Origin of the sequence: Acinetobacter sp. YH12239 (assembly GCF_013417635.1) — a bacterium.
Classification (GTDB): Bacteria; Pseudomonadota; Gammaproteobacteria; order Pseudomonadales; family Moraxellaceae; genus Acinetobacter.
The window spans coordinates 29,821-49,465 of sequence record NZ_VPDP01000004.1; the positions used below are offsets into that span (position 1 = coordinate 29,821).

A 19,645-nucleotide genomic window follows, 5' to 3' on the forward strand; every position below is an offset into this window, starting at 1 on the left:
GCTATCAACTCTCCGCAATCTCGATTATTCATTTTTATTTCATCCTAAGCATGAAAATGAATAAAAGATAGATTACAGACTAATTCCATTGATGTTTGTTTTGAGCTGTATACCGACTCCATACTAAAATCGGTATGAACAAAAATAATCCTAATATACAGATCAAAATGAGATATGAGGTATAACCGAGCCAATCGCCTAATATGCCACTCAAGGTATACAGTGCTCCCGCAATGGAAGCCATCAATGCGACTTGGAAAGTAAAATCTGTTCCTGCAAATTCTTTCCGACTGTATTGCATCACAAAGGTTAGAATAATCACCAATAACATCGCAGCGAACATATCTTCTAAAGCATTGATCATATAGATCCACACGACGTTCAATTCAGAAGGTCGCGCTTCATAATGCGATAACCATGCAAATCCAATGAGACTCAATAATTTAAGCAGTGAAAAAGTAATTAAAGCACTTTGACGCGAATAAAACCTAAGTAGCCAACCTGCAATACCTGCTCCGATCAAAGCAGCAAATGCTCCAAGCATGGTCACATTGACACCAATTTGCGTCTTAGATAGTCCTAAATCGACCAACAATGGTTTAAGAATAGGTCCAGACAATCCATCCGTCACTTTAATGCTACACAATACAAAAAACCAAAGTCTGAGTTCTCGATTTTGAAAAAAATATTTTAAGTAATGACTTAAAGCTTTCACGAAACTTTGAGTTTTAGATGATGAATCATCATCTCGATGATTATTGATGCTTTGTGAAGCATGTTGAGGCTCACGATACAATAATACGGGTAGCGTATTAAATGCCACCAAAATAGCCAGGCATAAAAAAGTGGTTTGCCAAGTCAATGCATCTAATACCCACAATATCGCACCGCCTCCCACAATAAAGCCCAATCTTGAACCAATCACTTGGAACATATTGCCTAGATGCTGTTGTTCACCTTTTAGAATATTCACGGCTAAGCCATCGGTTGCTATATCTTGAGTCGCTCCGATACTATTCATCATCAACAATGCCACGAAAAATCCAAAGAGATATTGAGGTTGGTTCAGTGATTGAATGGGGATAAACGATAAGATAATCAACGTGATAATTGTGAGTAACTGAGTGGGTACAATCCAACTGCGGTAATGTCCTTGATTGAACAAATGATGACGATCAACCAATGGAGCCCATAAAACTTTGAGTGCCCACGGAGCCATCAGCAATCCAAATCCACCAATATGCGTTAAGGAAACACCTTCAGCACGCAGAATCACGGGCAAAGCATGTGTCATAAATCCTACTGGCAATCCTTGCGCCCAATAGAGTGAAAATAAAAGCACATACATTTTGGTATTTGGTGACATGAAAGAGGTATCCTGCAACTGATGTCTTCTTAATCAATTCGTATTGAGATGTCCTTGTCACTTGGTTCTTATTCTGCCAATGTATCTCATACACAAGGTCTTTATAATAAGTTTAAAAAGCAATTATACAACGCACAATGAACAATAGATTTCCCAAATTGCCATCACAAGTTCCTCAACGCGGTTCAACGTTGAGTCGAGCAGCATTCAAACAGCTTTATCTTCGACAAGGCTGGTCTTTTGAAGGAGAATTTCCAAATTTTCCCAAAGCTGTCGCAATTGTGTCCCCGCATACATCAAATTATGATGGACTGTATGCCTTTCTCGCGATGCTTGGCATTGGCATTGAAGTCACAATCTTTGGAAAAGATAGTCTGTTCAAATCTCCACTCAAACATTTACTCAAATGGATCGGGGTGATTCCTGTAAAACGGGATACCCCCCAAGGCTTGACTCAACAAATTGTTCAAGCTATTCATGAACGAGATAAAATTTGGGTGGCAATGGCACCTGAAGGTACACGAAAAAGTGCTGAAAAGATTCGCAGCGGTTTTTATCACATTGCTTTAGGTGCAAATATACCAGTGGTAATGTTTGCATTTGACTATGATCATAAAGTCATTCGATGTTTAGGAAGCCTCGAAATGACGGGAGACTATGAATCTGATCTGCACAAAATATTAGAATATTATCGTGGAAAAATTTCTCCTAAAAATATGAGTCGTTTAGCATTACCCTTTAAAGAACTTTTGTAAAAATGCTAGAAAAATAGACAGCAATCTGTTGAGATATGCCTAAAATTTTGACACTTTTTAGCAGATTAATGTCTATGTCATTGCTCCTCAATCTTCCCAAAATCAGCTTCATTGGCCTGAGTTTATTGGCGCTATCAGGCTGTAACTCTACTGTAAAAAATCCTACACAACCCTCTCAAACTCAAGCACGCGAGCCAGTGATCGCCATTGCTCTAGGCGGTGGTGGTGCAAAAGGTTTTGCGCATATTGGTGTATTAAAGGTTTTAGAATCTCATGGTATAAAACCCAAAATTGTTACAGGTACAAGTGCTGGAAGTTTTGTCGGTAGTATTTATGCTTCAGGCAAATCTCCCTATCAACTACAGCAAATTGCACTTCAACTGAAAGAGTCCGATATTCGTGATTTAACTTTAAATCGACAGGGTGTGATCCTCGGTCAAAAGCTCCAAGATTATGTAAATCGACAGGTTGGGAACAAACCGATTGAACAATTCCCGATTCGATTTGCTGCAGTTGCCACACGTTTAGATAATGGTAAACGCGCTGATTTCGTCAAAGGTAATACAGGTCAAGCTGTAAGAGCGTCATGTAGTATTCCTAACGTCTTTGTTCCAACAACGATTGGCAAAACCAAATATGTTGATGGTGGACTCGTGAGTCCAATTCCAGTTCAAACTGCAAAAAATATGGGTGCAGATATTGTGATAGCAGTTGATATTTCTGCACGCCCTGCAGGCAATAAGCCGATGAGTATGTGGGGACTGTTGGATCAAACAATCAATATTATGGGGCAACAAAGTATCAATACTGAACTCAATGCAGCTACAGTCGTGATTCAGCCAAAAGTTGGTCATTTAGGAACTTTGGATTTGAAAGCCAGCAATGAGGCAATACTTGAAGGTGAAAAAGCAGCGCAACTGAAAATTAAATCAATTGATACCGCTATTGCCAATTTCAAAAAATCTCCAGCTGCTTTCAAACCTGCACCTACAGCTCGCTTTTAAGCATTTTTTATAGGCATCTCTGCCCTAGTCTGTTATCTTGATATAGATGTTTTCGTCTATAACAAGATAACGATTAGAGTAGATGTATGGACTTATTGATTGAACCTTGGCACTGGTTTGTATTAGGTATTTTGCTCATCCTGTCTGAGCTCATTTTACCGGCCTTTGCTGCACTGTGGTTTGGTATAGCTGCAGTCATTATTAGCATACTGGTGTGGCTATTTCCTTCTATGGGGCTTCCAGCTCAAATTATTTTATGGGTTGTACTATCGATTTCATGTACGGTGATTTGGTTTAAATTTATTAAACCACTTTCCGTTGATAAGACTAAAGCGGGGCTCTCACGTGAAGCGACAATCGGACAAGTTGGGATGGTGATTCAAATTGGTCATGAACCTGAATTGGTCAAAGTTCGGTTTCAGCTTCCAGTTCTCGGCTCTGACGAATGGAATTGCAGAACACTGAGCCCTGTTCAGGTCGGTGATCGTGTCAGAGTTACAGATATTTTAGGTAATGAGCTGGTCGTTCAAGCGCACAATAACCTCAACTCACCGTTATAAACAATAATTCTTAAAGGAGTAGAAATGTCTGGTTCAATTATTGCCATCGCATTTTTGGCATTCGTCGGAATCACAATTTTTAAAGGGGTTCGTATCGTTCCTCAAGGCTATAAATGGATCGTACAACGTCTGGGTAAATACCATACGACTTTAAGTCCAGGTCTAAACTTTGTGATTCCTTATGTTGATGAAGTCGCATATAAAGTCACTACAAAAGATATTGTTCTTGATATTCCATCTCAGGAAGTAATTACAAGAGATAACGCAGTTCTTTTAATGAATGCTGTTGCCTATATCAACATTACTACACCAGAAAAAGCAGTCTACGGTATCGAAAACTATACTTGGGCAATCCAAAACCTTGTCCAAACTTCTTTACGTTCAATCGTAGGTGAAATGGACTTGGATGATGCTTTATCTTCACGTGATCATATTAAAGCGAAGCTAAAAGCAGCAATTTCTGATGATATTTCAGATTGGGGAATTACGCTTAAAACGGTTGAAATCCAAGATATTCAACCATCAGGTACAATGCAATCCGCAATGGAAGCCCAAGCCGCAGCTGAACGTCAGCGTCGTGCGACAGTGACACGTGCTGATGGTGAAAAACAGGCTGCGATTCTGGAAGCTGAAGGTCGTCTTGAAGCATCACGTCGCGATGCTGAGGCTCAAGTTGTACTCGCTGAAGCTTCAGAAAAAGCCATTAATATGGTTACCAATGCTGTAGGCGACAAAGAAATTCCTGTCGCTTATCTACTTGGTGAACAATATGTAAAAGCAATGCAGGATATGGCTAAATCTAATAATGCTAAAACTGTGGTATTGCCTGCTGACATCATGAATACGATTCGTGGGGTAATGGGTCGTAATAATCCTTAAATCGCTCAAACATTCTTCAAAATTTAAAAAGGCAGCTTCGGCTGCCTTTGTTATTGATATGACTCAAGATTCAATTCTTCAGCATTTATTTTAAATTTATGGTTAAATTTCGCATCCTGAAAGATTGCATGAAAACAATCTATCGTCTAACTGCATCATGGAAATTGTATGAGCACCTTTGATCCCACCTTAATCACTTTCTTGTTCTATATTGTCGCCATGGTCGTGATTGGTTTAATCGCGTATCGAGCGACCACGAACTTTTCAGATTATATTTTGGGTGGACGACGCTTGGGAAGTTTTGTTACAGCCCTTTCAGCTGGTGCTTCTGACATGAGTGGCTGGTTACTTATGGGTTTGCCAGGCGCTATTTATCTTTCTGGTCTATCAGAAATGTGGATTGCAATTGGTTTAATTATTGGTGCATGGCTCAACTGGCTGTTAGTGGCAGGACGTCTTAGAGTTCATACTGAAGTTCAACACAATGCCCTCACACTCCCAGATTACTTTTCCAATCGCTTTAATGATCAGAAAAAAATTCTACGAATCGTTTCTGCATTTGTCATTTTAATCTTCTTTGCCATTTATTGTGCTTCAGGCATGGTGGCAGGCGCTCGATTATTTGAAAGTATGTTTGATCTGCCTTATAGCACTGCTCTTTGGATTAGTGCAATTGCAACGATCAGTTATGTGTTTATTGGTGGGTTCTTGGCTGTTTCTTGGACAGACACCATCCAAGCGGGATTAATGATTTTTGCCTTATTGCTTACCCCCATCGTAGCTTTACTGACTTTTACCGATTTATCTCAAGTGAATTTAGCACTTGAAGCAGCACGACCAGAAGCAAGCAATTTAATGGGTAACTTAAGTACCGTCGCAATTATTTCATTACTGGCTTGGGGTTTAGGCTATTTCGGACAACCTCATATTCTCGTACGTTTTATGGCTGCTGATTCAGTTAAATCTATTCCTAATGCCCGTCGTATTGGTATGACTTGGATGATTCTGTGCCTTGGTGGTGCAGTGGCTGCTGGATATGTCGGTATTGCTTATTTTCAGCAAAATCCACAGTTCGCTAATGTTGTGAATGCTAACCCTGAAACTGTATTTATGGAGTTAACGAAAGTTCTATTTAACCCATGGATCGCAGGCATCGTATTAGCTGCAATTCTAGCTGCGGTAATGAGTACATTGAGTTGTCAACTTCTTGTATGTTCAAGCACATTAACCGAAGATTTTTATAAATCTTTCATCCGTAAAACTGCTTCTCAAAAAGAACTGGTTTGGGTTGGTCGCTTGATGGTGCTACTGATTGCTTTACTTGCGATTGTTTTAGCGTCAAACCCTGAATCAAAAGTACTTGGTCTAGTTGCCTACGCTTGGGCAGGCTTCGGGGCAGCATTTGGCCCGCTCATTATTCTTTCTTTATTCTGGAAACGCATGACATTGAATGGCGCTTTGGCGGGGATGATCATTGGTGCAGTGACCGTTATTGTATGGAAAAATATTTGGGCGGATACTGGAATCTATGAAATCATTCCTGGCTTTATTTGCTCTCTCATCGCAATCATTGTTGTGAGTTTATTAGGTAAGCAACCAAATTCTGATGTTACAGACCGATTTGACGAAGCAGACCGATTATATAAAGCAACAAAATAACAAATGAAAAAGAGGACTTTCAGTCCTCTTTTTTTAACTCTTTCGAGCAAGTAAAAAAGCTGAAATCTGCTTAAGTTCAGATGCGGAATCACCAAAATAATCTAAAGCACTAATCGCTTGCTGATGAAGCTTATTTGCATATTCTTTTGCAGCATCTAAACCCAATAAAGCTGGGTATGTTGATTTTTCTACAAGTTCATCTTTTCCAGCGGTCTTTCCAAGCGTTTCAGTATCCGAAACTATATCTAAAATATCATCTTGAACTTGAAATGCTAAACCTAATGCTTGACCAAATTCACGCAATTTTGGAATTCCTGCATCTACACCGTCCATCACTGTCACTGCTGACATCATGATTGCGGCCTGAATCAGTGCACCAGTTTTATTACGATGAATATTTTCTAATGCTTCCTGATCAATTTTCTTACCTTCCGCTTGCAAATCTAGGACTTGACCGCAAACCATCTTAGAAGATGATGTCGCCAATATCTGCATTTGCTTCAACACAATAGAAGGATCTACAGTGAGTTGTGTATCAAAAAGTCGACTTCCTAAAACCTCAAATGCCATCGACTGCAAGATATCTCCCGCAAGTAGTGCTGTATCTTCACCATATGCAACATGGCAAGTTGGTTGACCACGACGCAACAAATCATTATCCATACATGGTAAGTCGTCATGAGCAAGTGAATAGCAATGAATTAACTCGACTGCAACTGCTGCACGTCGCACAGCAGCAAAATTTTTATGATCTTCACTTAATTCTGCTGTTGCATACGCTAAAGCTGGACGAACCCGTTTTCCGCCTAACATGACTGCATGATTTACACCACTTTTCAAAGGTTCTGGAATGAAAAATGCATCTAGGGCAAATTTCAGATCCTGTTGGATTTGCTGTTGAGCACGTTGTAATACTTCACTATTCACAGAGATATGTACTGTCACTGCCGTCTTTGAACCTCAAGTTATGCCGTTTCATGTCGGTATATATAAAATTGTCCTTATTCTACAACCAATTGTGATTGCTACAAAACACAATGCTGATTTGTTTTATTTAGTGATAGGTTTAAATGAAGAGTGACTATTCATCCAACACATGAATCGAATTTCGACCTAATACATGTGCAATGTCAACAGCGCGATCTAAGGTTTCTAATATTTGCTTTTCTGAGTACATTTTCTGGCAATTAGGATGAAAAATCCCAATCGCACACGTGAGTACCTCATCCTCTTGAGGATCGAAATAAATTTTTTCACGGATCAAGGTTTGTTTTAGGCGTTCAGCAATGGTGAGAATTTTCCAAGGAGTCGATTCTTGAATCACCAAGATAAAACTTGCAGAATTCAAACGATAGACTTCTGCTAAATCTTGATTCAATTCCTCTTTAATCAGAGATCCAATACGACTCAAAATTTCATCGCCAATGGTATAACTATTGAGCTGATTAAACTTTTTAAAATTTTCGACTTCAAACTTGATAAAAGAATAATTTTTCCGCTCTTGAATAAGAAAGCGATCTTTTAAAAACTGTTCAAAAGCAAGCTTATTGTTCATCCCAGTCACAGGGTCCAAATAAAGCTCTTCAAACAACCTTTTATTATTTTGGATCAAGACACGTTCACGTCTTTTCAATTTTGTTATATCTGCACATACGATCAACACGCAATCCAAAGAGGATGATTTATCTCTTAAAGCACTAAAATAAATTTGAAAAAAATGCCCTTTTGAATAGAACTCATTTTCAATTTTATTTAAGCGTGAATCATGTCGAAACAATTGCAGCGCATCTTGAAATAATTGATAAACCGTTGTTGATACGAATCCTAATTTCTTTCCAAGTAAATAAAGCGCATCACTTTCATAGATATCAGCAAATAATTGATTGGTACTAATGAAGGCGCCATCATGCTGAACCAGTGCCACAGGCACAGGGATTTTGGCAATGATAGATACCAAATCTAATTTATTTGTAGCATGAATTTGGTTTAGAAACTCTTGATCAATCTTGGGCGTATCCTGCTCAAAATTATTATCCTTCTTCATTGGTCTTTCTCATTTTAATTATTCGTGGATCGAAGGCTATTCAGCAACTTAATTTTAAGAATTCGGTCAGTATAGTCACGTTGACTTATTTTCTTAATATAACATGTCAGAATTATCATAGTCGCAATTATTTATGAGTGAATCGCACTGTTATGAATGCTTTCAGGCTAATTTAGTATACTTATCACATATTTTAAACGCGTAAAAAAACCACTCGAAAGTGGTTTTTCATCTTAAAACGTATCGCCAGGAATCCGTATCCATCCTTCCATGAGTACTCGAGCACTGCGACTCATAATGGCTTTTTTTACCGTCCATTGGTCATTAATTTTCTCCGCTTCAGCCCCCACTCTGAGTGTTCCAGAAGGATGCCCAAATCTGACTGATTTTTTTTCGCCACCACCTGATGCCAAATTGACTAATGTTCCAGGAATTGCAGCTGCGGTTCCAATCGCTACAGCCGCCGTTCCCATCATGGCATGGTGTAGTTTACCCATAGATAAAGCACGAACCGTCAAGTCAATCTCATCAGCCTGTACTGTTTTTCCGCTTGATGAGATGTAATTTTTAGGCGCAGATACAAATGCAATTTTAGGTGTATGCTGACGTTGAACCGCTTCATCAATATGCTGAATAATGCCCATCTTTACAGCACCATAAGCACGAATTTTTTCGAACTTCGCCAAGGCTTCAACATCATTATTAATATGATCCTGAAGTTCAGTTCCTTCATACCCTAAGTCTGAAGCATTCATAAAAATAGTTGGAATACCCGCATTAATCAGCGTCACCTGAAAACGACCAATATCTGGGACTTCCAGTTCATCAACCACATTTCCTGTTGGAAACATGGCAGCACCATCCTCTCCATCATCTGCGGGATCTAAAAATTCTATTTGCACCTCTGCAGCTGGAAATGTTACCCCATCAAGCTCGAAATCACCTGTTTCCTGAACCTGACCATTTGTAATTGGTACATGCGCAATAATCGTTTTCTGAATATTGACCTGCCAAATCTTTACCGTACAAATTCCATTCTCTGGAATCTTTTCTGCACTCACGAGACCATTTGAAATCGCAAATGAGCCTACAGCAGCCGTAAGATTGCCACAATTACCACTCCAGTCGACGAATGGTCGATCAATTGCAACCTGTCCAAAAAGATAATCTACATCATGATCAGGTTGAGCGCTTTTAGAGAGAATGACTGTCTTACTGGTACTAGATGAAGCACCACCCATTCCATCGATTTGTTTGCCATAAGGATCAGGGCTTCCTATCACACGTAATAAGATTTGATCTCTTGCTTTACCTGGAACTTGAGCTTCTATGGGTAAATCATTTAAGTTAAAGAAAACACCTTTACTTGTTCCTCCACGCATATAAGTGGCTGGAATTTTAATTTGCGGTGTTGAACTCATAGCTCATTCCTTCTCTTTTAATATTTGTTATCAATCGTGATTTTTAGTTCAACACAGTATAAATGATTTTTTATGTGAACATGAGCACTTAACACTATGGTATGAATTTCCATCAATTACGATAGATTAAATTTAATTCACTCTCACACAAATAAATTTTAATAAAATTAAATGATTGATTAAAAAATAATTAAATCATTTTTCTATAATAATTTTATTTTATTAAAATCATAAAAAACATTCATGAACGCTGACGTACTAGGCTAATGCAATTTGATCTATTACAATCTTGTAACTTATTTCAATCGTCGGGCTGAATACTTTGAATAACAAGTCTTCACAACTTCAGCGTGGCTTAAAGAATCGTCATATCCAATTAATCGCTATGGGTGGTGCAATTGGTACAGGCTTATTTTTAGGTTCCGCACACGTGATCCAATCTGCCGGCCCATCTATTATTTTGGGTTATGCAATTGGTGGTTTAATCGCTTTTTTAATTATGCGCCAATTAGGCGAAATGATTGTTCATGAACCTGTTGCAGGATCATTTAGTCATTTTGCAAATAAATATTGGGGTAAGTTTCCTGGATTCCTAGCAGGTTGGAACTATTGGATTCTTTATATTTTGGTCGCGATGACCGAATTAACAGCTGTTGCAAAATATATTAACTATTGGTGGCCTCACATTCCTGCTTGGTCATCAGTTCTTTTCTTCTTTATTATCATCACTTTAGTAAACCTCTGTAATGTTAAATTTTATGGAGAATCAGAGTTTTGGCTGTCTATTATTAAAGTAGCAGCTGTAGTTTCGATGATTATCTTCGGTCTATTTCTGTTGTTTACAGCAGGATCTGACTCTACTGCATCCTTCAGTAATCTTTGGACTCATGGTGGTTTCTTCCCTCATGGTTTTGAAGGTTTATTCTTCATGTTGGCCTTCCTGATGTTTGCCTTTGGTGGTATTGAACTGATTGGTATGGCGGCAGCTGAAGCTGAAAATCCTGAGAAAACGATTCCTAAAGCAATCAATCAAGTTGTTTTCCGTATTCTGATTTTCTATGTTGGATCGCTTACGATTCTTCTTTCTTTGGTTCCGTGGAATCAATTACAACTTGGTGGTCTAGATAAAAGTCCATTCGTAATGATCTTCAGTCAACTGGGTATTGATTGGGCTGCTCACCTTCTCAACTTTATTATTTTGACTGCTGCACTATCGGTATATAACAGTGGAATGTATGCGAATAGCCGTATGCTTTTTGGTTTAGCAAAACAAGGGAATGCACCTAAAATTTTTGAAAAAACCAATAAACAAGGCGTACCTGTTCCAGCGGTATTGCTGTCTGCAGTGTTAATTTTCGGATGTGTTTTATTAAACTATTTCGCACCTGAAGATGCTTTAAGTAATTTAATTTACATTGTGGTTGGTGCTCTAGTACTTAACTGGGCAATGATTGCGTTGACTCACTTGAAATTTAAGCAAGCGATGAAACAGTCAAATTCGACTTCAAAATTTCCTGCATTATGGTCACCAGCGAGTAACTATTTAGTTCTTGGGTTTATTCTTGTTGTACTTTACATCATGTGGACTCAGGGCTTAAGCGGTGCTGTGATCATGATCCCAATCTGGATTATCCTGATGTTGGTATTGTTTAAATTACTTTATCGAAAATAGTAAGACGCATTAAAAAAAAGTTATTGCTGAGCAATAACTTTTTTTCAATAATTTATTTGATCAGATTTGTCTGCGTCCTTAGCTTAACTGGATAGAGCAGTTGCCTCCTAAGTGACCGGCGTGGGTTCGAGTCCCGCAGGGCGCACCATTTTTTAGATTAATACACTTATCAAACAAATTGACCCAAAATAAAAAAATAATGTCATTTCAGTCAAATTTTTGTTGCATCTCCTTACGTTTATGATATGTTGTTTATAGAGTAAAAAATAAACATTTTAGAATAAATCGTTTATTTATCAGCTCTTAAGGAAATAACTAAAACAATTCTATTAAATTAAAAATTCACATTATCTAAGGATAGATAACATGAAATTAAAAACCATCAGTGCATCTGTATTATTTGCTTTATTACCGATTTCTGGGGCTTATGCAGCCGCTATGGATCGCTCAGGTCAATCGATAGGAGCATTTTTACAACCAAATAACTACTTTGAAGCTGGTATCTCCATTATTGACCCTGATGTATCTGGAAAAAATCAATTGGGTCCAATTAGTGATATGGGTGATGATTATTATTTTCCAAGCGCAGCTTTGAAATTACAACTTAACGAAAATTTCTCTTTCGGTATTCTATACGATCAGCCATTTGGGGCATCTGCAACTTATACAGATGGTATGATTCCTGATGATGGAGCCTTAGGTAATCGGCCACTTGCAGGCACTAATGTAAAAGTTAATTCAAATAATATTACTGCTCTTTTCGGCTTTCAACCTAATGAACAATGGAACTTTTATGCAGGCGGTGTATATCAAGATGTGAGAGGCAACTTAACACTATCTAGTATTGGTTATAATTCAACTTTTAAACGTGATGAAGGCTACGGTTGGTTAGCAGGAGCAGCTTTTCAAATACCAGAAATTGCATTAAAAGTGTCTTTGACTTATAGATCTGAAATTGATCATGAGCTCGACACTACTGAAAATTCAAATTTAGTCGTTGGTGTAATTAACAATCAAGTTGCAACAATTGATGGACTAGTGGCATTAGCAAACGGGACACTTACATTTGAGCAAGTGGTAAGTTCTCTGCCTATTTCTGCAGAAGATAAAGCTCAAGCATTAGCAGCAAATAGTTTACGAAACAAACTACTTAATTCTGATTCAGAAAAAACTAAAATCTCCACACCTCAATCCGTTAATTTAGATTTCCAAACTGGCATTATGGCCAATACAGTTGCTTTTGCAAATGTACGATGGGTCGAATGGGGTGGCTATGGTATAGATATTGATAAATTTGGAAGTATTACCCAATTATTATCAGGTCAACGACAAAATATTATCGATTATGATAAAGATCAATGGTCTGCCACAGTTGGTGTTGGGCGAAAAATTAATGAAAAATGGGGTGGTGCTATTTCTGCCGGCTGGGATTCAGGTGCTGGTAATCCTGTAACTGCACTTGGTCCAACTGAAGGTTATTGGAATGTCGGATTAAGTGCACAGTTTAGTCCTACTCCAGCAACTTTTATCGGTGGAGGCGTCAAATATTTTTGGTTAGGAGATGCTGAAGCTCGTTCTGTTGGCAAATATGTCGGTAATTTTGAAGATAACAATGCTTGGGCATATGGTTTAAAAATGGGTTATCGTTTCTAAACTCTATTCATTTTTTGAAGAGCACTTAAGTGCTCTTTTTTATTTAATCATGAATGACATTGACTGACTGTATAGTTCATTTACGTATTAACAATAAGATAGTGTCATTCAAAATTAAATAACTAATTAATTCAATCATTTATATAAAAATAAAATTCCTATTATTTTTATCAGAATTAAAATTCAATTATAAATTTATTTTCTTAGAGTATTTACTCTGATTCTTAATGTGTTATTTTGTGAACATAAGATTTAGGATCAGTTTAAGATAACTAATCCTCAATTCAATTGGAAAATACAAAATAATTCATTGAAGAAGATCAGGGAAAATTCAAGTGAAATTAACAAAATTATCAGCTGCTGTATTATTCGGTTTAGCATCATCAGGCACTTTTGCTGCTGCATTAGATCGTTCTGGACAATCTATTTCATCATTCCTTCAACCAGGAAATTACTTCGAAGCTGGCATCTCAATTTTAGATCCATCTGTCTCTGGTAAAGACTTATCTGGTAATTACACTGGTGATATGGCTGGTGATTACTACTTCCCTACCGCAGCATTAAAAATACAAGCGACTGATAATATTTCAGTGGGTCTTTTATATGATCAACCTTTTGGTGCAGATGCTGAATACACAGGAACAAATAATTTTGTCGCTAGCCCAGCCGATGGTGTATTACCTGGAACTGCTTTGACAAATGGATTACCAGTAGTGACTGCTAATCCAACAGGAAGCTTTAATGGTATACCTGTAATCACAGATCCGTCTACTGGATTACCAGTTGCAATCGGTTTAGGAACTCAAATAACTGGAAACACATCTGTCGAAGTTGATACTCAAAACTTATCACTAATTTTAGGCTACCAACCTACAGAAAATTTTAACTTTTATGGTGGTGCAGTCTATCAAACAGTTAAAGGTAACGTAAAACTTCGTGGTTCAGCATATAGCTTATTTAATGGTTATGATGCTGATATTCCTGAAGACAATGCCTTTGGATGGTTAGCTGGCGCAGCATATCAAATTCCTGAGATTGCGCTTAAAGCATCGATTACTTATCGTTCCGAAATTGATCATAAAGTCAATGTTAATGAAAGTATTCCTCTCATTGCGCCTCTAGGTTCTTTACTTGTGGCTTCTGGAGCATTACCAGGTTCAGCTTTGGCAGGTCTTAATTCATCTGGTGAAACTAAAATCACTACACCACAATCTGTAAATTTAGATTTACAATCTGGCATTATGGCTAACACGGTTGCTTTCGCTAATATCCGTTGGGTAGACTGGTCAAGTTTCTCTATACGCCCTCATAAATTTGGTCAATTATCAGAGCTTGCTGGTGGATTATTACCATCTTTAGGCAAACCTAATGGATTTAACCTAGTTGATTATTCTAAAGATCAATGGTCTGTAACAACAGGTGTAGGTCGTAAATTTAACGAGCAATGGGCTGGTAATGTTTCAGTTGGATGGGATTCAGGTGCAGGCAATCCTGTAACGACACTTGGACCAACAGAAGGTTATTGGAACGTAGGTTTAGGTCTTCAATATAGCCCTACTCCAGCTACGTTTATTGCAGGTGGTGTTAAATACTTCTGGTTAGGTGATGCTGATGCTCAGACAGGTGCACATAGCGCAGCAGGAAAGTTTGAAGACAATGACGCTTTAGCTTATGGTCTTAAAATCGGCTATAAATTCTAATCATTAGTCAATAAAAAAAGACCACTTGATTGTGGTCTTTTTTTATTTTTATACAAGTATAAATTAATTGCCTGTTATATCATCATTTAAAATAAGAAAACGGCTCAAACTACAATTCCTTTTTTGCTCAATAATATTTTTTAAAAACATGGACATAATTATTTAATCTCATAACTTGATATTTAAGCCACATAAATTTGATTATATTTCAAACATTTCCGAGTATTTACTCTTTTTTTATTTATGTTATTTTTCATGCAATTTTTTCGCCATATGCATTCATGGATGAACATCATGAAATTTAAAGCACTTTCATACTCAGTCTTATTATCTACGCTCCCTTTAACTTCAATTTACGCCGCAGGATTAGATCGTTCAGGTCAGTCGATTTCAGCATTTCTCCAATCAGGTAATTATGCAGAAGCTGGCATTTCTGTTTTAGATCCCACCGTTAAAGGTTCTTCCACAGTGATTAATAAAATCACTGGTCAGGATTTAACAGGTGAAAAAATTACCGATATGGGCAGTGATTATTATTTTGTAAACACTGCTCTTAAACTACAGATTACTGACCAAGTTTCTTTAGGATTAATTTACGATCAGCCTTTTGGTGCAGATGCATTATACGATGCTAAAAATCAATCATTTGGCAATAGTTTAAGTGGTACATCAGTTGAAGTTAAGACACAAAATTTAACTGCACTCATTGGCTATCAACCCACTGAAAATTGGAATTTTTATGCTGGTCCAGTATGGCAAACAGTTGAAGCTGATATCAATTTAAAAGGTAGTGCATACCAAGTCTTAAATGGCTATAACATCCATGTAGACCAAAAAGAAGCCTACGGCTGGATTGCAGGTACTGCATACCAAATTCCAAAAATTGCATTAAAAGCATCTATCACTTATCGCTCTGAGATTAAACACAAAGCTCAGTCGAATGAAACCTCGCTCCTTCCACTTTACGCCGATGCATTAAAAAAGCCTGAGTTTAATAGATTAGATAAGATCGCTGCAGTAACTGAAGCAGTTACTCCACAATCTGTAAATATTGATTTACAGTCTGGAATTGCAACAAACACTTTGGCGTTTGCTAACCTGCGTTGGGTTCATTGGGATCAATTTACGGTTACACCTAAATTACTTGGATTAGTTGGACAGGACCTCATTTCGTATTCCGATGATCAGTACTCTGCAACCTTAGGTGTTGCACATAAATTTAATGATCAATGGGCAGCAACCACAACTGTAGGCTATGACTCTGGAGCTGGAAACCCTGTAACCACTTTAGGTCCAACTGAAGGTTATTGGAGTGTAGGCTTAGGTGGTCAATTCAACCCATCACAGCAAAGCTTTATTCAAGCTGGTGTTAAATATTTCTGGTTAGGCGATGCAACTGCACAAACGGGTGGCATAAATGTTGGAGAATTCAGCAACAATTATGCATTAGGTTATGGCATGAAAATCGGGTATCGATTCTAACAATTATTATAAGAAAAGGACGCTAAAGCGTCCTTTTTTCAAAGTAATAACTTAGGCTGGAATATCACGTACAGAAGCGTTGCGGATCGCTTCTTTCAATGCAGCATAACCATTAATCGCAGGAAATTGTGGGAATTCTGCAATTACATTATCCGGCGCATCAAATAAGAAACCTTGATCTGCTTCACCGAGCATCGTAGTATCGTTATACGAGTCGCCTGCAGCAATTACACGGAAATTTAAACCGTGTAAAGCTTGCACTGCTTTACGTTTTTGATCAGGTTGACGTAGTTTATAATTTGTAATCATACCATTTTCGTCAGTTTCTAATTTGTGACAGAAAATCGTAGGCCAACCTAACTGCTTCATCAATGGATGAGCAAATTCATAGAATGTGTCAGATAAAATGATGAGTTGGAAATGAGTACGTACCCACTCGACAAACTCCTTAGCGCCTTCAAACGGTCCCATATCTGCAATAACAGCTTGAATGTCATTTAAACCTAAACCATGCTGTTTAAGAATATTTAAACGCTGAGTCATGAGCACATCGTAGTCTGGAATATCTCGAGTTGTTGCTTCAAGCTCTTTAATTCCTGTTTTTTTTGCAAAATTAATCCAAATTTCAGGAACCAAAACGCCTTCAAGATCTAGACAAACGATTTCCATGATACTGCCCTCAGCATTAATAAAATTTGCAATATCATAGCCGAAGATTGTTGAATATCGATGTAATTTTTTAAATCTATTTTATTCATAAGTATTTATTTTTATTTCATAAGATAAATCTCTGAATTCAACTAAAATATACATCAAATATTTTAATATAGGACTTGTTGTTTCCAAGCCTATATCGCCAGGATTCTCATGACTACCATTCCAAGCATAGATTTAATTGATGCACTTGCATCAGAGTATGAAGATAAATCCCCTTCTGAAATTATAGCCTTAGCTTTAAATCAAACAGGTGAAATTGCCATTTCATTTTCAGGTGCTGAAGATGTTGTATTGATTGATATGGCTGCCAATTTAGGTAAACCTTTTCGCGTGTTTAGTCTTGATACAGGTCGCTTGCATTCAGAAACTTATCAATTTATTGAGACTGTTCGTAAACACTATAATATCAACATTGAAATATGTTTCCCAGAAGCTGAAGCAGTTCAGAATCTGGTCAATGAAAAAGGACTGTTTAGCTTTTATCAAGATGATCATAAAGAGTGTTGTGGTATCCGTAAGGTTCAACCTCTTCGTAAAAAGTTAGCAACACTTGATGGTTGGATCACGGGTCAACGTAAAGATCAAAGTCCAGGAACACGTACTGAAATTCCAGTGATTCAAGCTGATCTAGGTTTTTCAGGTGAAGGGAAACAACTCATTAAATACAACCCTTTGGCGAATTGGACGAGTGCTGACGTTTGGAATTATATTCGCATGATGGAAATTCCTTATAATCCATTGCATGAAAAAGGTTTTATTTCAATTGGATGTGAACCATGCACGCGTCCAGTACTTCCAAATCAGCACGAGCGTGAAGGTCGTTGGTGGTGGGAAGAAGCAACGCATAAAGAATGTGGTTTACATTCAGGTAATTTAAAAAAGTAAAAACTGTCTCACAAAGTTTTAAGCCACTGATTTAAAGTGGCTTTTTTGTACTGACCATTCATTAAAAAAATTTATGCCCCCTCCAACAAATACGTCTATACTGATCTCTTGGATTGATAATTCTAAAAAACGATTTTAGAAATTTGCAGTGAGGCAAACCTAGACTATGCGCCCATTACACCCGCTTGATTTTATTTTCTTATCTTTGGAAAAAAGACAACAGCCGATGCATGTTGGCGGATTATTTTTATTTGAAATTCCAGAAGATGCGCCACCAACCTTTATCCAAGACTTAGTGGCAGATATTCGTAACTCAAAATCTATTCCAATTCCTCCGTTTAATAATAAATTAAACGGACTGTTTTGGGACACAGACACCGAATTCGATCTTGATCATCACTTCAGACATATTGCTCTGCCACATCCTGGTCGTATTCGTGAGCTACTCACCTACATTTCCCAAGAGCACAGTTCATTAATTGATCGAGCTAAGCCATTATGGATGTGTCATATCATTGAGGGCATTGAAGGCAATCGTTTCGCCATGTATTTCAAAATACATCATGGGATGGTCGATGGTATTGCTGGCATGCGTTTGATTGAAAAATCACTCTCTCATGATCCAAATGCACGTAGTATCGTTCCACCATGGTGTGTTGAAGGTCCGCGTGCTAAGCGACTTAAAACACCTAAAGTAAGCCGTGCAAAACAAATCTTGTCTAATTTGAAAGGTCAAGTGCAGTCTACACCGGGTGTATTCAAAGTGCTGTCTGAAACTGTCTTTAAGGATATGGGACGTAATCCGGACTATGTATCTAGTTTTCAAGCCCCAAGTAGTATTCTGAATCAAAAAGTCAGCTCATCGCGTCGTTTCGCTGCTCAGTCATATGAGTTTAAGCGCCTCAACCATATTTCAAAATCACTGGGTGTGACCATTAACGATATTGTTCTCGCGATTTGCTCTGGTGCTTTGCGTGAATACTTAATCAGTCAAAGTGCTTTACCAGAGAAACCATTAATCGCTATGGTTCCTGTCTCAGTTCGTACGGATGATTCAGATATGTCAAATCGTATTACGATGATTCTGGCGAACTTAGCGACACATAAAGCCGATCCATTAGAACGACTCGATCTTATTCGTCGTAGCGTAATGAATGCGAAACAAAAATTCAAACGAATGACTTCAGATCAGATTCTCAACTATAGTGCCTTCGTATATGGTCCAGCCGGTTTAAATATCATCTCTGGTTTAGCACCTAAACGTCAGGCATTTAACCTCGTTATTTCTAACGTACCAGGGCCTAAAGAGCAGTTATACTGGAATGGTGCACGTTTGGACGCACTCTACCCTGCTTCTATCGTACTTGATGGTCAAGCGTTGAATATCACAATGACCAGTTATATGGATAAATTGGAAGTCGGTTTAACCGCATGTCGAAATGCTTTGCCTAAGATGCAAAACTTATTGACCCATTTAGAAGATGAGATTCAACGATTTGAAAAAATTGTGGGTCTACCTGAAGATGAAAAACCACAGATTATGAAAAAGACGACAAAGCGTGGTACGGCGAAGAAACAAGTAGTAGCGGATATAGAAGTTGCAAATGAAAAACCAGCTTAAGGCTGTATATTTCGATATTTACAATAAAATTAAGGGGCTTTAAAAAGGCCCCTTAATGTTTAATATTACGACACTGCTTGATTAATTGCTGACAGAGCGAAACGACCATCGCTTGTGTAACTCGAACTTCTTCACCTTGATCGTTGAGCATCAAGCAAGCGCTTTTGTTTGAATCCACAATTTGACGATGGCTACCCGCTAATTGTTCCGTTAAATTCATACCCACT

General features: G+C 37.9%; 17 protein-coding genes and 1 tRNA gene. 12 read left to right on the forward strand and 6 right to left on the reverse strand.

All coding sequences use genetic code 11. The features are described 5' to 3' along the window. Positions 1-79 precede the first annotated feature (79 nt). Positions 80-1,366, reverse strand: a complete 1,287-nt coding sequence (locus tag FTV17_RS05895) for an MFS transporter (RefSeq protein WP_179998564.1) — start codon at positions 1,364-1,366, stop codon at positions 80-82. A gap of 137 nt (positions 1,367-1,503) precedes the next feature. Here FTV17_RS05895 and FTV17_RS05900 point away from each other — a divergent pair, with 137 nt between their 5' ends. The 5 genes from FTV17_RS05900 (at position 1,504) to putP (ending at position 6,223) form a co-directional block, all read left to right on the forward strand. Continuing rightward, positions 1,504-2,121: a lysophospholipid acyltransferase family protein gene (locus tag FTV17_RS05900; RefSeq protein WP_179998565.1), complete on the forward strand. Its 618-nt coding sequence runs from the start codon at positions 1,504-1,506 to the stop codon at positions 2,119-2,121. A gap of 74 nt (positions 2,122-2,195) precedes the next feature. Next, positions 2,196-3,125 carry a patatin-like phospholipase family protein gene (locus FTV17_RS05905; protein ID WP_179998592.1) on the forward strand — a complete coding sequence of 310 codons (930 nt, stop codon included), beginning with the start codon at positions 2,196-2,198 and terminating at the stop codon, positions 3,123-3,125. A gap of 86 nt (positions 3,126-3,211) precedes the next feature. Beyond that, the gene (locus FTV17_RS05910; RefSeq protein WP_179998566.1) at positions 3,212-3,685 is read left to right on the forward strand and encodes an NfeD family protein; all 474 of its coding nucleotides are present in this window, start codon (positions 3,212-3,214) and stop codon (positions 3,683-3,685) included. 24 nt (positions 3,686-3,709) lie between these two features. Continuing rightward, positions 3,710-4,564 (forward strand): SPFH domain-containing protein, encoded by an 855-nt coding sequence (locus FTV17_RS05915; RefSeq protein WP_035268029.1) that lies wholly within the window; start codon positions 3,710-3,712, stop codon positions 4,562-4,564. Positions 4,565-4,732: 168 nt separating this feature from the next. Next, positions 4,733-6,223, forward strand: coding sequence for a sodium/proline symporter PutP (gene putP / locus FTV17_RS05920; RefSeq protein WP_179998567.1), 1,491 nt, complete (start codon positions 4,733-4,735; stop codon positions 6,221-6,223). 33 nt (positions 6,224-6,256) lie between these two features. Here the strand turns inward: putP and FTV17_RS05925 are convergent, their stop codons facing one another. The 3 genes from FTV17_RS05925 to prpF all read right to left on the reverse strand — a co-directional run bounded on the left by FTV17_RS05925 (position 6,257) and on the right by prpF (position 9,688). Beyond that, on the reverse strand, positions 6,257-7,168 hold the full coding sequence (locus FTV17_RS05925; RefSeq protein ID WP_179998568.1) for a farnesyl diphosphate synthase: 912 nt from the start codon (positions 7,166-7,168) through the stop codon (positions 6,257-6,259). A gap of 136 nt (positions 7,169-7,304) precedes the next feature. Then, positions 7,305-8,267: a diguanylate cyclase domain-containing protein gene (locus tag FTV17_RS05930; RefSeq protein ID WP_179998569.1), complete on the reverse strand. Its 963-nt coding sequence runs from the start codon at positions 8,265-8,267 to the stop codon at positions 7,305-7,307. A gap of 233 nt (positions 8,268-8,500) precedes the next feature. Continuing rightward, on the reverse strand, positions 8,501-9,688 hold the full coding sequence (gene prpF / locus FTV17_RS05935; protein WP_179998570.1) for a 2-methylaconitate cis-trans isomerase PrpF: 1,188 nt from the start codon (positions 9,686-9,688) through the stop codon (positions 8,501-8,503). Between the two features lie 322 nt (positions 9,689-10,010). Between prpF and FTV17_RS05940 the strand changes: the two genes are divergently transcribed. The 5 genes from FTV17_RS05940 to FTV17_RS05960 all read left to right on the forward strand — a co-directional run bounded on the left by FTV17_RS05940 (position 10,011) and on the right by FTV17_RS05960 (position 16,195). Further along, a complete protein-coding gene (locus tag FTV17_RS05940) occupies positions 10,011-11,360 on the forward strand; it encodes an amino acid permease (protein WP_179998571.1) in 1,350 nt (449 codons plus the stop codon). A 72-nt stretch (positions 11,361-11,432) separates the two neighbouring features. Continuing rightward, a tRNA-Arg gene (locus FTV17_RS05945) sits at positions 11,433-11,508 on the forward strand. Positions 11,509-11,726: 218 nt separating this feature from the next. Further along, entirely contained in the window at positions 11,727-13,013 is a 1,287-nt protein-coding gene (locus FTV17_RS05950) for an OmpP1/FadL family transporter (protein ID WP_179998572.1), read from the forward strand. A gap of 335 nt (positions 13,014-13,348) precedes the next feature. Continuing rightward, positions 13,349-14,713: an outer membrane protein transport protein gene (locus FTV17_RS05955; RefSeq protein ID WP_179998573.1), complete on the forward strand. Its 1,365-nt coding sequence runs from the start codon at positions 13,349-13,351 to the stop codon at positions 14,711-14,713. Positions 14,714-15,007: 294 nt separating this feature from the next. Continuing rightward, complete coding sequence (locus tag FTV17_RS05960) at positions 15,008-16,195, forward strand: OmpP1/FadL family transporter (protein WP_179998574.1); 1,188 nt, start codon at positions 15,008-15,010, stop codon at positions 16,193-16,195. A gap of 51 nt (positions 16,196-16,246) precedes the next feature. Here the strand turns inward: FTV17_RS05960 and thrH are convergent, their stop codons facing one another. Next, on the reverse strand, positions 16,247-16,864 hold the full coding sequence (gene thrH / locus FTV17_RS05965) for a bifunctional phosphoserine phosphatase/homoserine phosphotransferase ThrH (RefSeq protein WP_035269809.1): 618 nt from the start codon (positions 16,862-16,864) through the stop codon (positions 16,247-16,249). A gap of 198 nt (positions 16,865-17,062) precedes the next feature. On the opposite strand from thrH, the gene FTV17_RS05970 reads away from it, so the two are divergent. Continuing rightward, complete coding sequence (locus FTV17_RS05970; RefSeq protein WP_035269807.1) at positions 17,063-17,797, forward strand: phosphoadenylyl-sulfate reductase; 735 nt, start codon at positions 17,063-17,065, stop codon at positions 17,795-17,797. A gap of 166 nt (positions 17,798-17,963) precedes the next feature. After that, a complete protein-coding gene (locus tag FTV17_RS05975; protein WP_179998575.1) occupies positions 17,964-19,418 on the forward strand; it encodes a wax ester/triacylglycerol synthase family O-acyltransferase in 1,455 nt (484 codons plus the stop codon). A 52-nt stretch (positions 19,419-19,470) separates the two neighbouring features. On the opposite strand, the gene FTV17_RS05980 is transcribed toward FTV17_RS05975, so the two are convergent. Further along, on the reverse strand, positions 19,471-19,638 hold the full coding sequence (locus FTV17_RS05980; protein ID WP_179998576.1) for a PA1571 family protein: 168 nt from the start codon (positions 19,636-19,638) through the stop codon (positions 19,471-19,473). Between the last annotated feature and the right edge of the window lie 7 nt (positions 19,639-19,645).

Coding starts and splice junctions, on each gene's coding strand:
- FTV17_RS05895 (WP_179998564.1), bottom strand. CDS start 1,366: ATGTCACCAAATACCAAAATGTATGTGCTTTTATTTTCACTCTATTGG.
- FTV17_RS05975 (WP_179998575.1), top strand. CDS start 17,964: ATGCGCCCATTACACCCGCTTGATTTTATTTTCTTATCTTTGGAAAAA.
- FTV17_RS05900 (WP_179998565.1), top strand. CDS start 1,504: ATGAACAATAGATTTCCCAAATTGCCATCACAAGTTCCTCAACGCGGT.
- FTV17_RS05915 (WP_035268029.1), top strand. CDS start 3,710: ATGTCTGGTTCAATTATTGCCATCGCATTTTTGGCATTCGTCGGAATC.
- FTV17_RS05970 (WP_035269807.1), top strand. CDS start 17,063: ATGACTACCATTCCAAGCATAGATTTAATTGATGCACTTGCATCAGAG.
- FTV17_RS05905 (WP_179998592.1), top strand. CDS start 2,196: ATGTCATTGCTCCTCAATCTTCCCAAAATCAGCTTCATTGGCCTGAGT.
- putP (WP_179998567.1), top strand. CDS start 4,733: ATGAGCACCTTTGATCCCACCTTAATCACTTTCTTGTTCTATATTGTC.
- thrH (WP_035269809.1), bottom strand. CDS start 16,864: ATGGAAATCGTTTGTCTAGATCTTGAAGGCGTTTTGGTTCCTGAAATT.
- FTV17_RS05960 (WP_179998574.1), top strand. CDS start 15,008: ATGAAATTTAAAGCACTTTCATACTCAGTCTTATTATCTACGCTCCCT.
- prpF (WP_179998570.1), bottom strand. CDS start 9,688: ATGAGTTCAACACCGCAAATTAAAATTCCAGCCACTTATATGCGTGGA.
- FTV17_RS05980 (WP_179998576.1), bottom strand. CDS start 19,638: ATGAATTTAACGGAACAATTAGCGGGTAGCCATCGTCAAATTGTGGAT.
- FTV17_RS05910 (WP_179998566.1), top strand. CDS start 3,212: ATGGACTTATTGATTGAACCTTGGCACTGGTTTGTATTAGGTATTTTG.
- FTV17_RS05930 (WP_179998569.1), bottom strand. CDS start 8,267: ATGAAGAAGGATAATAATTTTGAGCAGGATACGCCCAAGATTGATCAA.
- FTV17_RS05950 (WP_179998572.1), top strand. CDS start 11,727: ATGAAATTAAAAACCATCAGTGCATCTGTATTATTTGCTTTATTACCG.